Here is a 13,487-nt window from a genome sequence, read left to right as displayed (position 1 = left end):
GCGGGGAGAGCTCGGCTCGGCCAACGCTTCGATGACGAACGGGAGGGCGAAGCGGTGAAGAAGTTGAGTACGCCTGAGGCGGAGACTCCGATCTTCCGAGAGATCAACAAGGAGCTCGGCGAGCTGCCGGAGATCGACATCCACGACTTCGACAAGCACGCGTTCGATTTTCTCCGCGAGTACGACGAGCAGAAGTCCCAGGAGGCCGTGCAGGAGACCCCTGCAGAGGAGGCCGAACCCGTCGCCGTGTCGGCAGGCTCCACCACCTCGGAGTCCGGTTCCGCAGGCTCCGAGACGTCCGGAGGCCGCCGAGGCGGGCGCCGCCGCAAGGGCAACTGACCAGACTTGACCGACGGCCCGCGCCATCCGGGGGGATGGCGCGGGCCGTTCGGCTGTCCTGAGGTTGTCGGACACCCGTGCCAGCCTGGTCGGCGTGACCGGATGGCGGGAGTTCACCGAACAAGCACCTGAGCTGGCCGAGGCCGCTCGGGCACGACTCGAATCCGCGCGGCACCACGTGCTGGCGACGCTGCGCGCGGACGGATCGCCGCGGGTCAGCGGCAGCGAGGTCGGCTGGTACCGGGACGAGCTCGTGCTCGGCTCGATGCCGGGCGCGCGCAAGGCCCGCGACCTGCAGCGCGACGGGCGGTTCGCGATCCACACCAATCCCGGCGACGGCACGATGACCGAGCCGGACGTCAAGATCTCGGGGCTGGCCACCGAGGTGACCGGCGACGACCAGGCCGCCTGGGTCGCCGAGGCCGGGCCGCCGCAGTCCGACGCGCACCTGTTCCGCTGCGCGATCACCGAAGTCGTCACCACCGCCGTCGCCGACGACCAGACCCACCTGGTGATCACCTCGTGGACCCCGGACCGGGGCGTTCGCGTCTTCGAGCGCGCGTGAGAAGGGGCCCCCGGGAACTCCCGGAGGCGCCCTTCGCGCGGATCAGTAGGTGAAGGCCAGGCTCGGGTTGGCCAGCAGCGCGCCGACGTCGGCGAGGTACTGGGAACCCTGCTGACCGTCGACCACCCGGTGGTCGAAGCTCAGCGCGAGCTGGCAGATCTTGCGCGGCACCACCTGGCCGTCGACCACCCACGGCATGTCGCGGATCGCGCCGAAGGCGAGGATCGCGGACTCACCGGGGTTGATGATCGGCGTGCCGGTGTCGACGCCGAAGACGCCGACGTTGGTGATGGTGATCGTGCCGCCGACCATGTCGGCCGGGGCCGTCTTGCCGTCCCGGGCGGTGTTGGTCAGCTGCTCCAGGGCCTCGGCGAGCTCGCGCAGCGACATCCCGTCGGCGTCGCGGACCTTGGGCACCACCAGGCCGCGCGGCGTGGCCGCGGCGACCCCGAGGTGCACGTAGTCCTTGTAGACGATCTCGCCGGCCGCCTCGTCCCACGTCGCGTTGACGTCCGGCGTGCGGCGGGCGGCCAGGCACATGGCCTTGGCCGCGAACGCCAGCGGCGTGATCTTCACGCCGCGGAACGCCGGGTCCGACTTGAGCTGCTCGCGCAGCTCCATCATCGGCGTGACGTCGACGGTCAGGAATTCGGTGACGTGCGGCGCGGTGAACGCGCTGTCCACCATCGCCTGCGCGGTCGCCTTCCGGACGCCCTTGATCGGCACCCGCCGCTCGCGCGCACCGGACGGGGCGGCCGCCGGTGCCGCGGGGGCGGCCGCGGTCTGGACGTCCTCGCGGGTGATCACGCCGCCCGTGCCGGACCCGGCCAGCGAGCGCAGGTCCACGCCGAGGTCCTTGGCCAGCTTGCGGACCGGCGGCTTGGCCAGCGGAACGGAGCCGCGCACCTCCTCGACCTGCGGAGCCCGCGGTTCCGGCGGCGCGGCGGTAGCCGTGCCGCGGGTGTCCGTGCCGCCGGTGTCCGTGCCGCCGGTGTCCGTGCCGGGGGTCGCCGTGCCGGGGGTCGCCGTGCCGTTGACCCGGTCCTTGCGGGGACGCCGCTTGGCCGACGAGGTCCGCGGGCCGTAGCCGACGAGCGTGGCGATCCGGCCGTTGGACTCCTCGCCGATCTTGCCGGAGCTCTCCTGCGGTTCCGGTTCCGGCTCGGGTTCGGGCTCGGCACCGGCCATCTCGATGCTGATGATCGGCGTGCCGACCTCCACGGTCTGGCCCGGCTCCACCAGCAGGTCGCGGATCGTGCCCGCCCACGGGCACGGCAGCTCCACCGAGGCCTTGGCGGTCTCGATCTCCACGATCACCTGGTTGACGGTGACGTTCTCGCCGGCCTGCACCTTCCAGCCGACGATCTCCGCCTCGGTCAGCCCCTCACCGACGTCGGGCAGGGGGAACTTCTTGAGCGCCATCGATGAACTCCCCTCAGTACGCCAGCGAACGGTCGACCACGTCCAGCACCCGGTCGAGGTCGGGCAGGAAGCCCTCCTCCAACTTCGACGGCGGGTAGGGCGTGTCGAACCCGGTCGCCCGCAGCACCGGGGCCTCCAGCGAGTAGAAGCACTCCTGCTGCACCCGGGTGGCGATCTCGGAGGTCACCGACGACTCCGCCGGGGCCTCGCTGACCAGCACCAACCGGCCGGTGCGGCGCACCGACTCGAACACCGGTCCCAGGTCCAGCGGGGACAGCGCGCGCAGGTCCACGACCTCCAGGTCCAGCCCGTCCTCGGCCGCGGCGGCCGCGGCGTCCAGGCAGGTCCGCACCATCGGGCCGTAGGCCGCGACGGTGACGGCCGAGCCGGACCGCGCGACGCGGGAGCTCAGCAGCGGCAGCGGGTCGATCGAGGTGTCGAGCTCCGCCTTCTCGTAGTAGCGGCGCTTGGGCTCGAAGAACAGCACCGGGTCGTCGCACTCGATGGCCTGCTGCAGCATCCAGTAGGCGTCCACCGGGTTCGAGCAGGACACCACCTTGAGGCCGGCGATGTGCGCGAACAGCGATTCCGGCGACTCCGAGTGGTGCTCGACCGCGCCGATGCCGCCGCCGTAGGGCACCCGGATCACGATCGGCATCTTGACCTTGCCCTGGCTGCGGTAGTGCAGCTTGGCGAGCTGGCTGATGATCTGGTCGAAGCCGGGGAAGATGAACCCGTCGAACTGGATCTCGCACACCGGCCGGTAGCCGCGGATGGCCAGGCCGATCGCGGTGCCGATGATCCCGGACTCGGCCAGCGGGGTGTCGAGCACGCGGTGCTCGCCGAAGTCCTTCTGCAGTCCGTCGGTGATCCGGAAGACGCCGCCGAGCTTGCCGACGTCCTCACCCATGATCAGCACCTTCGGGTCGCGCTCCAGCGACGCGCGCAGGCCCATGTTCAGCGCCTTGGCGATGGTGACCGTCTGGGTCCCCGACGGGGTGGTCGGGCGTTCGAGAGCGGGCGCGGCCATCAGCGAACACCTCCTGCCACGGTCTCGTCGGCGAATCCGGCCAGGTAGGACAGGTACTCCTCGCGCTGCGCGGCGAGCTGCGGGCTCTCCTCGGCGTAGACGTTCGAGAAGATCCGCTCCGGCGGCGGCTCCTGCATGGTGAAGCAGAACTCGCGGAAGCGCTCGGCGAGCTGGTCGGCTTCGGCGTCGACGGAGTCGAAGAACTCCTGGTCGGCGGCGTGCTCGCGGATCAGGTGCACCCGCAGCCGCTCGATCGGGTCCTTGAGCTTCCAGGCCTCCTGCTCGTCGGTCATCCGGTAGCGGGTCGGGTCGTCGGAGGTGGTGTGGGCGTCCATCCGGTAGGTGAACGCCTCGATGAGCACCGGGCCGTTGCCGTTGCGGCACTCGTCCAGCGCCCACTTCGAGACGGCGAGGCTGGCCAACACGTCGTTGCCGTCCACCCGGATGCCGGGGAAGCCGTAGCCGCTGGCGCGCTGGTAGAGCGGTACTCGGGTCTGCCGCTCCAGGGGTTCGGAGATCGCCCACTGGTTGTTCTGGCAGAAGAAGACCACCGGCGAGTCGTACACGGCCGACCACACCATCGCCTCGTGCACGTCGCCCTGGCTGGTGGCGCCGTCGCCGAAGAAGACCATGGTGGCCTCGCCGTCGGGGTCGCCGACCTTGCCGTCGAAGCGCTGCCCCATCGCGTAGCCGGTCGCGTTGAGGCACTGGTTGCCGATGACGATCGTGTACAGGTGGAACCCGGTGCTCGTGGGGTCCCAGCTGCCGTGGTCGGTGCCGCGGAAGATGCCGAGCAGTTCGGTGGGGTCGATGCCCCGAGCCCAGGCCACGCCGTGCTCCCGGTAGCTCGGGAAGGCCATGTCCTGCGGTTTCAGCGCCCTGCCCGCCCCGATCTGGGCGGCTTCCTGGCCCAGCAGCGGCACCCAGATGCCGAGCTGGCCCTGGCGCTGCAGCGCGTTGCCCTCCCGGTCGGCGCGGCGGACCAGCACCATGTCCCGGTAGAGGTCGCGCAGCTGCTCGGGTGAGATGTCGATGTCGAAGTCCGGGTGCTGGACCCGCTGACCTTCCGGGGTGAGGAGCTGAACGAGGTCAGCCCCACCTTCACTCGTCGCGCGCAAACCGGCGATCACCTGCTCCCGTGTGGGCTTGGCTGCGGTTGCGGCAGGGAGGTCGGTGCGCTTCGCGGGCGGTTCGCCGGATGAGGACGTCCATTGCTCGGGGGACATGTGTGATCTCCTCGTGTCGCGCCGATGTCACCGCTTGTGGCGGTGCTGATCGGCTGCCCCGCCGGCCTGCCGGTGACCTGGTGGGTCACCCGGTCGGCCGAGCGGAGCGGTGGATCGCTCCTCGTCATCCTGGCACGAAAACCCCGTGATCCGTGAGCCCTGCCACAGGGAGTGGATCGGTACAGCGGCGAGCGATCAACTCCCGTGCGGTCACGTTAGTTCTTCTGAGGACAGTGCGAATTCGCAGGTCATCGAATTAATGGAGGACCGACTAACGAGTTCCGGACCATTGCGGTACCGATATTGGGTCCGCCCTCGCTCCCGTTGCGGGAATACGACAACCGCCCACCCCGGTGACCGTGACCCGAACAGAGCAGCCACCATCCCGGCACCCCCGGTGCCACACTGCGCTCATGACGCACCTGAGCCTGCCCGAGGAGTTCGTGCTGCTGCTGCACAAGCCCCGCGGCTCCTACTACGCCACCGCCGACCACACCGGCGCCGCCGAGCTGGGCGAGCTGGTGCTCACCGAGCGCTTCGCGCTCACCGACAAGAAGCTGACCGTGCTCGACCCGGCGTCCACCGGCACCGCCTGGATCGACGAGTCCGTCGAGTTCGTGCAGCGCAAAGCGGGACCGAAGGGCAGGCCGCTGGCCGCGACGACGTTCATCCAGAGCCGCCGCAAAGCCCGCGAGCGGCACGCCGAAGCGCTCGTCGAGCGCGGGCTGATGCGCCGCGAGCGGCGGAAGGCGCTGTTCATCCCCTACGACCACTTCACCCCCGATCCGGGGACGCGGGACGCGCTGGCCGCCCGGATCCGGGCCGCCGCGCGCAACGAGGTCCAGCTCGACGAGCGCCTCGCGATGCTGGCCGCGCTGGTGCAGGCCACCGGGCTGCAGACGCACCTCGGCCTGGACAAGGCCGAGCGCAAGCGGCTCAAGGAGATCAGCAAGGGCGAGGAGCTGGGCGGCGCGGTTCGCGACGTCATCGCCCAGACCACGGCCGTGCTCACCGCCGTGACCGTCGCGGGCGCCGCGGCTGCGTCGGGCAGCTGACCGACTCGCGCCAGGTCCGGACGCGTCCCACCAGATGGGCATAGGATCGCGCTCGTGGATCGAGCTGCTGTTGCCAAGACCGTTGACCAAGCCTGGGACCAGGCGATTCTGCCGAGCCTGTCCGAGCTGGTGAGGATTCCCGCGGTGTCGCCGTCGTTCGACGCCGAGTGGGAGACCACCGGGCACCTCGACGCCGCGATCGAGCACGTGCGGGCGTGGATCGACGGCCGGGGCATCGAAGGCGCGGCGATCGAGGTCGTCCGGCTGCCCGGCCGGACGCCGCTGCTGCTGGTGGACGTGCCCGGTTCGGCCGGGGCGCCGGACGAGTCCGTGCTGCTCTACGGCCACCTCGACAAGCAGCCGCCGGTCGGCGGCTGGTCGGAGGGCCTGGGCCCGTGGACGCCGGTGGTGCGCGACGGCAAGCTCTTCGGCCGGGGCGCCGCCGACGACGGCTACGCGGGCTACGCGGCGGTGACCGCGATCGAGGCGGTCCGCGCGCACGGCGGCGAGCACGCGCGCTGCGTGGTGTTGCTGGAGACCGGTGAGGAGTCCGGCAGCCCCGACCTGCCCGCCTACCTGGAGCACCTGCGCGACCGGCTCGGCACCGTGTCGCTGGTCGTGTGCCTGGACTCGGGCGCGGGCGACTACGAGCGGATGTGGCTGACCAACTCGCTGCGCGGCATGGTGCAGCTGGAGGTCACCGTGCAGGTGCTCGACTCCGGCCTGCACTCCGGGATCGCCAGCGGCATCGCGCCCAGCTCGTTCCGGATCATGCGGCAGCTGCTGGACCGCTTGGAGGACTCCGCGACCGGCGAGATCCTGGTTCCGGAGCTCAACGTGGACATCCCGGCCAACCGGATCGACGAGGCCCGCTCGGCCGTCGAGGCCGTGCCCGGCATGATCCGCGACTCGGTGCCGTGGCCGGAGGGCATGCGGCCGGTCGCCGACGACGAGGTCGAGCTGGCGCTGAACAACACCTGGCGACCGACTCTGTCGATCATCGGCGCGGACGGGCTGCCCAAGCCCGCCGACGCCGGCAACGTGCTGCGGCCGTCGACGACGCTGCAGCTGAGCTTCCGGGTGCCGCCGACCGCCGACCCGCAGGCCGCGCTGGACGCGGTGCGCGCGAAGCTGTCCGCCGACGTCCCCTACGGCGCTCGCGTGACCTTCGGCCACTCGGAGGCCGGACTGGGCTGGAACGCCCCCGACCCGGCCCCGTGGCTGTCGAGCGCGCTGGACGTCGCGAGCGAGGAGATCTTCGGCGCGGGCTGGCGGACGATGGGCCTGGGCGGCTCGATCCCGTTCATGGGACTGCTGCACGAGGCGTACCCGGACGCGCAGTTCGTGGTCACCGGCGCCCTCGGCCCGGACAGCAACGCCCACGTCCCGGACGAGAGCCTCGACCTGGCCTTCGCGACCAAGATCACCAGCGCCATCGCCTGCATCCTCGACGCCCACGCCACCCGGTGACGGGTCGGGGCGGTGCTGGCCAGGAAGTCCCGGGCGCTCAGGACTTGGGGATGAGGAGCCAGAGGACGAGGTAGACCACGAACTGAGGTCCGGGCAGCAGGCAGGAGAGCAGGAAGAGGATGCGGACCGTCGTCGGTCGCATCCCGAAGCGGCGGGCGAGTCCCGCGCAGACCCCGGCGATCACCGCCTGGTCCTTGGGCCGGGACAGGGACTTGTTCTGGTGGATCGTCGTCATGTCCCCACGATGCGCCGCGCGCCGTCGCGGGACCTCAGGGACGAGCCCTGACCGCTCCCGGAGACGTCCCCGGCCGTGCGGACGGTTTTAGCCATAATCAACCATGATCAATGTCCGTTTTGTCCGGACAATTATGGCTAAAACTGTCCAGCGGCCGGGGACGGCACTCTCGGCGGAGAGGACCTCAGCGGGAGTCGAGCCGGTGGTGGGGTGGTCAGCAGGCGGGGGTGTAGGTGCGGGTGGCGAGGACCTGGTCCCCGGAGGTGACCTCGACCGTGCTGCGGGCGTTGTTCGGCAGCGGCGTGCTCGCCAGGACCAGGCCCTTGGCACCGACCGAGCCGGAGCCCTTGGTCTCGCCGTTGACCTTCACCGCGTAAGGCGTCGTCGGGGCGTCCGGGGCCGCGGTGATGCGGTACTCCACCGACGGCGTGTGCGCCGGGTCGGGGAACGCCGCCGCGAGCATCGGCATCGAACCGACCAGCGCCGACATGTCCTGGCACCGGGCGTCGCCGAGCTGGACCTGGACCGGGGCCGGAGCGGTAGCCGCGAACGCGGCGGGAACCGCCGCCGCAGCCACAGGAACGGCTGCCGCCGCGGTGACAGGAACGGCTGCCGCCGCGGTGACAGGAACGGCTGCCGCCGCGGCGGCGAGAACGAAGGTCAGCGTGCGACCGGGCATCTGCGAAGCACCTCCACGAGAACGAGCGGATCAGCGCCTCGAAGCTAGAGCTCCCCGGGTCAGCGCGACCGTCCGTTGCCCCCAACGAGCGACACCGGGTAACACGAACCGGTCGCGAGCACCGTCGAGCACTCCCCCGCACGGGTCGTCGATGCCGCCGGCGTGCTCGCCCCGCGTCGCCAGGGCGGTGCGCACCTTGTCGCGAGCCGGGTCGAGGATCTCGCGGACGATCAGCGCGCACAGCAGCACGACCATCGCGTCCCGGACCAGCACCGCGCCCAGGAACCAGTCCTCCGGCAGCCCCTTGTTGGCCGTGCCCAGGTAGTAGTACATGCGCGGCGCCCACACCGCGGCGTCGATGATCATCCAGGTCAGCAGCAGCCGCCAGCGCGGCAGCGCCAGCACCGCCAGCGGCACCAGCCACAACGAGTACTGCGGGCTCCACACCTTGTTCGTCAGCAGGAACGCCGCCACCACCAGGAAGCACAGCTGCGCCACCCGCGGCCGCGTCGGCGCGGCCATCGCCAGCCAGCCGATCGCCAGGCAGGCCACCAGGAACAGGCCGAGGCTCACCGCGTTGAGCACCACCGGCGTCGCACCCGGCGCCAGGTGACCGTCGAAGCCCTCCCAGGAGGTGAAGTACATCAGCGCGTTGTACAGCGAGTCCGGGTCGGCGGGACGCGAGCTGTTCAACCGGAAGAACTCGCCCCAGCCATCCGGGTAGGCCAGCAGGATCGGCACGTTGATCGCCAGCCAGGACAGGGCGGCGGCCAGCACCGCCCGCATCGCGTCGGGCAGCTTGCCCGCCCGCCAGGCCAGGACCAGCAGCGGACCGAGGAAGAACAGCGGGTAGAGCTTCGCCGCGCCGCCGACGCCGATGAGCACGCCCGCCAGCACCGGTCGTCGGCGCGCCCACGCGAGCAGCCCGGCGGTGCCCAGCGCCGTGGCGAGGGTGTCGAAGTTGGTGAAGGCGTGCGCGAACACCAGCGGGGACACCGCTGCCAGCGCGACGTCCCAGACCCGCCTGCGGGCCAGGAGCACCAGCGCCCAGATCGTCACCAACCAGGCCGCCGCCAGCCAGAACGAGGTGATGTTGAAGTACAGGACGCTGAGCAGTCCGCCCGGCAACCAGCCGAAACCGGCCAGCGTCGCCCAGCCGTCGGCGGCCCGCGCGTTGATCCACTGGAAGATCCCGGTCAGCACCGGGTACTCCATGTACCGGGTCTTCTCCTGCGGCGTGCCCTGGTTCTCCACCCAGCCCGTCTTGTACGGGAACGCGTTGTCGGGCGCGAGATCGCCCATGCCGTAGCGCGGGATGATGTCGGTGTAGCACATGGCGGTGTACTGCTTGCTGTTCCGCCAGTCCAGCTGCGGCCCGCTGGTCGTGTCGTAGGTGATCTGGCAGGGAGCCTTGAACAGCCACGCCGCCGCCAGCGTCAGCACCGCCAGCAGCAGGATCACCCGCAGCGGGGTCCAGAACCACTGCCGCCCCACCTGCGCGTGCCTGCCCAGCGGCCCGCCGATGATCCGGCCGGCCTTGCGGCCCAGCGGTTCGGTCCACGTCGGGGAGACCCGGTCGGCGGGGGAGAGCGACGTCGAGTCCACCGCCGCCGCAAAGGCTTTGCCCGACGTTGCCGCCGCACGAGCGTTGCCCGATGGTGCCGCTGCTTCCGGATCGGCGGTTTCGTTGGTGGACACGCCCGGATGCTACTTGGCCCGGAAAAGCCCGAGGGGCACCCGCCGGGTCGGCGGATGCCCCTCGGGACGAACGGGATCGGGCTAGCCGCCCCAACCCCCGTCGCGCGTGGGCGCGACGTCACCGGGCTGGTCCGGTTCGCTCGTGGACGACTCGCACGGCGGCTCGAAGAACCCGCCGCAATCACTGCCGCCCCCGCCCGGACGCGTCCGGGTGGCCGTCGGGTCCTGGCTCTCCGACTCGCTCGGCGGCGTGGTCGGGGGCATCGACGACGTCGGCGGCTCCGAGGACGTCGGAGGCGGCGGCAGCGGGATGTCCTCGAACTGACCGATGGTGTCGGTCTTCTTGAACTGCTCGACCTTGAGGCCCTTGTGGTAGTTGTTCATGAACTGCTGCCACACCATGGCCGGGTACTTGCCGCCGTAGAAGCTCGTGCCCGAGTTGTCCTCCAGCGGCACGTTGCGGCCGTTCTCGCTGGCCAGCATCGACACCGAGGTGGACAGCTGCGGCGTCGCACCGATCATCCACGCGGTCGCGTTGTCCTTGGTGTCCAGGTACTGGTGGGTACCGGTCTTGGACATCACCGGCGGCCGCCTTCGAGACCGCGCTTGGCGTGGTCGGCGACGTCGAACATCGACGCGATCGTGTTGTATGCCAGCTTCGCGGCCTCCGAGTCCGACTCGTCGTAGAGGTTCTTGGTCGGCTCGTTGTGGATCTTGATCGCCGGGCCCTCGCGCGGCGTGATCTCCCGGACCATGTGCGGCACGTGCGACTTGCCCTGGTTGGCCAGCGTCGCGTAGGCGTTCGCCATGTCGATCGGCTTCACCGGGTACATGCCGAGCGCGATACCGGACTGGGTCTGGCCGTCGGCGTTCTGCAGGGTCTTGGTCTCGCCCTTGCCCGACTTGTAGGCCTCCGGGACGCCCGCGGCGTGCGCGGCCTCGGCGACCGCCGGCGGACCGACCCGGGCGGCGATGTTGACGAACACGGTGTTGACCGACTTCGTCATCGCCTCGCGGACGCCGCACCGGTTCGGGATGTCGCAGGACACGCCCGGGGCGTTGGCGAAGTCCGTGCCCGCGATCTTCTGCGGGCTCGAACCGTCGTAGAACTCGCCGATGCCCAGGCCCTTGTGCAGACCGGCCAGCACCGCGAACGGCTTGAACGACGAACCGGGCTCGGTCGGCGCGACCGCCCAGTCGTAGCCGCCGACGTCACCGCCGCCGCCGTAGTAGGCCTTGACCTCGCCCGTCTTGGGCTCGACCGCCACCAGCGAGGTCTTGATGTTGTCCGGCAGCGTGTTCTCGGCCTGGCTCGTGGCGGCGTCGACCGCGGCCTTCTGGGCCTTCGGGTCGATCGTCGTCTTGATCTTGTAGCCCTCGCGGGCCAGCGTGTCCTCGTCGTAGCCGGCCTCTTCCAGCTCGCGGAGCACCTGGTCCTTGATCTTGAACTGGTCCGGCGTCAACCGCTTGTCGATCCGCCAGTCGCTCTGCCCGCGGGTCTCCGGCGGCGTCGTCAGGGGCTCGCGCTCGGAGGCGGGCAGGAACCCGTTCTGGACCATCTGGTCGAGCACGTAGTTGAACCGCGAGGTCGCCTGCTCCATGTCCTCGCGCGGGTCGTTGCCCTTCGGGCGCTGGACCATGCCCGCCAGGACCGCGGCCTCGCCCGGAGTGATCTCGCTGGGCTTCTTGCCGAAGTAGGCGTTGGCCGCCGCCGTGATGCCGTTGGCGCCGCGGCCGTAGTAGGCGGTGTTGAGGTACGACAGCAGGATGTCGTCCTTGCTGCGCTCGTTGGTGATCTTGAACGCCAGCACGATCTCCTTGACCTTGCGAACGTAGTCGGGGTCCGACTTGTTCAGCTCCAGGTCGAGCTTGATGAACTGCTGGGTGATCGTGGAACCACCACCGACGCCGGAGCCGGTGAACATGAAGAACACCGACCGGGCGATGCCCTGGAAGTCGAATCCGGGGTTCGTGTAGAAGCTCGCGTCCTCAGCGGAGATCGTCGCGTCGCGCAGCGGCTTGGACACCTGGTTGAGGTCGCGCACGACCTCCCGGGACCCGTCCGAGCTCACCGTCGCCAGCGGCGAGTCGTCCGCGTAGGTGATCGTGATCGGCTGCTTCATGTTCAGCAGCTTCTGCTCGTCCGGCGCCTCCCAGAAGAGGTAGCCGTAGATGAACACGATCGTCGGGATGATCACTCCCGCGGCCGCGGCCACGTAGCAGGCCCTGCGGACGCGCCGCCATATGACGGCGCGCTTGGCTTGAGCGGCACTCATGTCGTCGTCCGGATCCTCGCTGTCATCCGTGCCTCGGCCGTCCCCGCCCCGGAAACCGGCGGCGCCGACGTCGGCGGCACCCCCGGCCCTGCGGTCGCCGAGCGAATCGTTGTCGCCGTACGGGTCGTCATCAAGATCGTCGGCGTAGTAGTTGTACGTCGCCTGATCGGAGTGCGTGAGCAGGTTCGGCTCGCGACCGACACCCGCACCAGCGCCGGCTGCTCCAGCAGCACCAGCGGCACCAGCGGCTCCACCGGCGGCAGCCGCGCCGGACGCGCCGGAGCCTCCCCGGTCATCGCCCGGGGTCTGCGGGATGTTCTGGGTGGGCGCCTCACCGGGCGGCGGCGCGGGGCGGCCGGGGGGAGGCTGCTGGCCGGACGGGGGCTGGCCCGGACGTCCCGGAGGCGGAGGAGGAGGCGACGGCGAGTAGCTCGTCGCGTCGTCCTCCCCGTTTAACCTGCTGGTCAGCGGTGACGAGCCCGAACCGGGTGCGGAGTCGTCGTCGAACGACGGCGTCCACGCACCGGTCGTCTCCTCCGGCGCCTCGGCACCGGGCCCACCAGCACCGGGCCCACCAGCACCGGGCCCACCAGCGGGGGCTCCCTCGGCACCGGGCCACTGCGGCTGTCCGCCGGACGGCGCGCCGGGACGCCCCGGCGGGGGCGGCGGCTGCTGGCCACCCGCTCCCGGACGGGGACCGGGCTGCTGCTCGCCGGGCCACGCGGGACCACCGCTCGGGGGCGGCGGAGGTCCGGACGGGCGCTGCGGCGGCTGGCCCGGGTTCTGCGGCGGGGGTGGCGCGGGGCGACCGTCGGGGTTCGGATGCCGGGAGTGGCGGCCCTTGGCGTGGTCGTCACGCTCGTCGTTCACGAGTTGGCCTCCAGGACAGGCGTCGGGGCGACGCCGGTGATGCGTTCACGTCGGGGGTGCGCCGCATCGGCGCATGCGGTCGTGCCGGGTGCACGAACGATCTCACTCCGCTGCAGTCTTGCGTCCCGAGCGACCGTCGTTCAAGCCGTCGGTCCCGAGAACGTAAGACAGCACCAGGTGGTTCCAGTTACATGTGCGGCACACCTCGACGACGTAGACGTTGAACTCCTCGAACAAGGTGGCCATCCGGTCCAGCTCCTCGGGCTTGCGCGCCGATCCGGACGCGTGCTTGAGGGCGTCGCCGAACACCCAGGAGACCTGGGTCAGCTCTTCCTTCCTGCACACCGGGCAGGTGGTGTCGCTGGGCTCACCGTGGAACTTCGCCGCCTGCAGCAGGTACGGGTCGGCGTCGCAGACCTCCATCACCCCGACGCGACCAGCGTGCAACTGCGCCAGCAGCGCTCGGCGCTGCAACGCGTAGTCGACCACTTGCCGTTGGGTCCGCACGACCACAGGGTACGTGCCGCCCCGACGCGCTCCATGCGCCGTTCAGGGCAGGCGGGCACCCCCGGCGTCACGTGCGGTGATGCCGAACACCCCCGGCACCGCTCGACGGCGTGGT

Annotated in this window: 13 protein-coding genes; 4 read left to right on the top strand and 9 right to left on the bottom strand. The window is 70.7% G+C overall.

What is annotated here, in order from left to right:
- Nucleotides 1-54 precede the first annotated feature (54 nt).
- Together REH65_RS17795 and REH65_RS17790 are read left to right on the top strand one after the other, a co-directional pair.
- Complete coding sequence (locus REH65_RS17795; RefSeq protein WP_406688381.1) at nt 55-339, top strand: hypothetical protein; 285 nt, start codon at nt 55-57, stop codon at nt 337-339.
- 94 nt (nt 340-433) lie between these two features.
- Nucleotides 434-904 carry a pyridoxamine 5'-phosphate oxidase family protein gene (locus REH65_RS17790; protein ID WP_281457569.1) on the top strand — a complete coding sequence of 157 codons (471 nt, stop codon included), beginning with the start codon at nt 434-436 and terminating at the stop codon, nt 902-904.
- Nucleotides 905-946: 42 nt separating this feature from the next.
- On the opposite strand, the gene REH65_RS17785 is transcribed toward REH65_RS17790, so the two are convergent.
- The 3 genes from REH65_RS17785 to pdhA are packed head-to-tail and all read right to left on the bottom strand — an operon-like array spanning nt 947 to nt 4,582.
- Nucleotides 947-2,326 carry a dihydrolipoamide acetyltransferase family protein gene (locus tag REH65_RS17785; protein ID WP_406688380.1) on the bottom strand — a complete coding sequence of 460 codons (1,380 nt, stop codon included), beginning with the start codon at nt 2,324-2,326 and terminating at the stop codon, nt 947-949.
- Nucleotides 2,327-2,339: 13 nt separating this feature from the next.
- Nucleotides 2,340-3,356 (bottom strand): alpha-ketoacid dehydrogenase subunit beta, encoded by a 1,017-nt coding sequence (locus REH65_RS17780; RefSeq protein ID WP_406688379.1) that lies wholly within the window; start codon nt 3,354-3,356, stop codon nt 2,340-2,342.
- Nucleotides 3,356-4,582, bottom strand: coding sequence for a pyruvate dehydrogenase (acetyl-transferring) E1 component subunit alpha (pdhA, locus tag REH65_RS17775; protein ID WP_281457572.1), 1,227 nt, complete (start codon nt 4,580-4,582; stop codon nt 3,356-3,358). The genes REH65_RS17780 and pdhA overlap by 1 nt, the downstream gene beginning before the upstream one ends.
- Before the next feature lie 413 nt (nt 4,583-4,995).
- Between pdhA and REH65_RS17770 the strand changes: the two genes are divergently transcribed.
- On the top strand, nt 4,996-5,637 hold the full coding sequence (locus tag REH65_RS17770) for a GPP34 family phosphoprotein (protein ID WP_406688378.1): 642 nt from the start codon (nt 4,996-4,998) through the stop codon (nt 5,635-5,637).
- Nucleotides 5,638-5,691: 54 nt separating this feature from the next.
- Nucleotides 5,692-7,107 carry a M20/M25/M40 family metallo-hydrolase gene (locus tag REH65_RS17765; RefSeq protein WP_406688377.1) on the top strand — a complete coding sequence of 472 codons (1,416 nt, stop codon included), beginning with the start codon at nt 5,692-5,694 and terminating at the stop codon, nt 7,105-7,107.
- Nucleotides 7,108-7,144: 37 nt separating this feature from the next.
- Here the strand turns inward: REH65_RS17765 and REH65_RS17760 are convergent, their stop codons facing one another.
- From REH65_RS17760 to REH65_RS17735, 6 genes are all read right to left on the bottom strand, one after another.
- Nucleotides 7,145-7,342, bottom strand: coding sequence for a PspC domain-containing protein (locus REH65_RS17760; RefSeq protein ID WP_406688376.1), 198 nt, complete (start codon nt 7,340-7,342; stop codon nt 7,145-7,147).
- A 214-nt stretch (nt 7,343-7,556) separates the two neighbouring features.
- Entirely contained in the window at nt 7,557-8,021 is a 465-nt protein-coding gene (locus REH65_RS17755; RefSeq protein ID WP_406688375.1) for a hypothetical protein, read from the bottom strand.
- A gap of 30 nt (nt 8,022-8,051) precedes the next feature.
- Nucleotides 8,052-9,626, bottom strand: coding sequence for a glycosyltransferase family 87 protein (locus REH65_RS17750; RefSeq protein ID WP_406693187.1), 1,575 nt, complete (start codon nt 9,624-9,626; stop codon nt 8,052-8,054).
- 174 nt (nt 9,627-9,800) lie between these two features.
- Entirely contained in the window at nt 9,801-10,298 is a 498-nt protein-coding gene (locus tag REH65_RS17745; protein ID WP_406688374.1) for a hypothetical protein, read from the bottom strand.
- Entirely contained in the window at nt 10,298-12,865 is a 2,568-nt protein-coding gene (locus REH65_RS17740; protein WP_406688373.1) for a transglycosylase domain-containing protein, read from the bottom strand. The genes REH65_RS17745 and REH65_RS17740 overlap by 1 nt, the downstream gene beginning before the upstream one ends.
- 102 nt (nt 12,866-12,967) lie before the next feature.
- On the bottom strand, nt 12,968-13,372 hold the full coding sequence (locus tag REH65_RS17735; RefSeq protein WP_217649757.1) for a DUF5318 domain-containing protein: 405 nt from the start codon (nt 13,370-13,372) through the stop codon (nt 12,968-12,970).
- Between the last annotated feature and the right edge of the window lie 115 nt (nt 13,373-13,487).

It is taken from the genome of Saccharopolyspora sp. ID03-671 (assembly GCF_045278815.1).
Taxonomy (GTDB): domain Bacteria; phylum Actinomycetota; class Actinomycetes; order Mycobacteriales; family Pseudonocardiaceae; genus Saccharopolyspora; species Saccharopolyspora ipomoeae.
The sequence above is the reverse complement of the archived record's forward strand: the minus strand, read 5'-3'. Positions and strand labels throughout refer to the sequence as shown.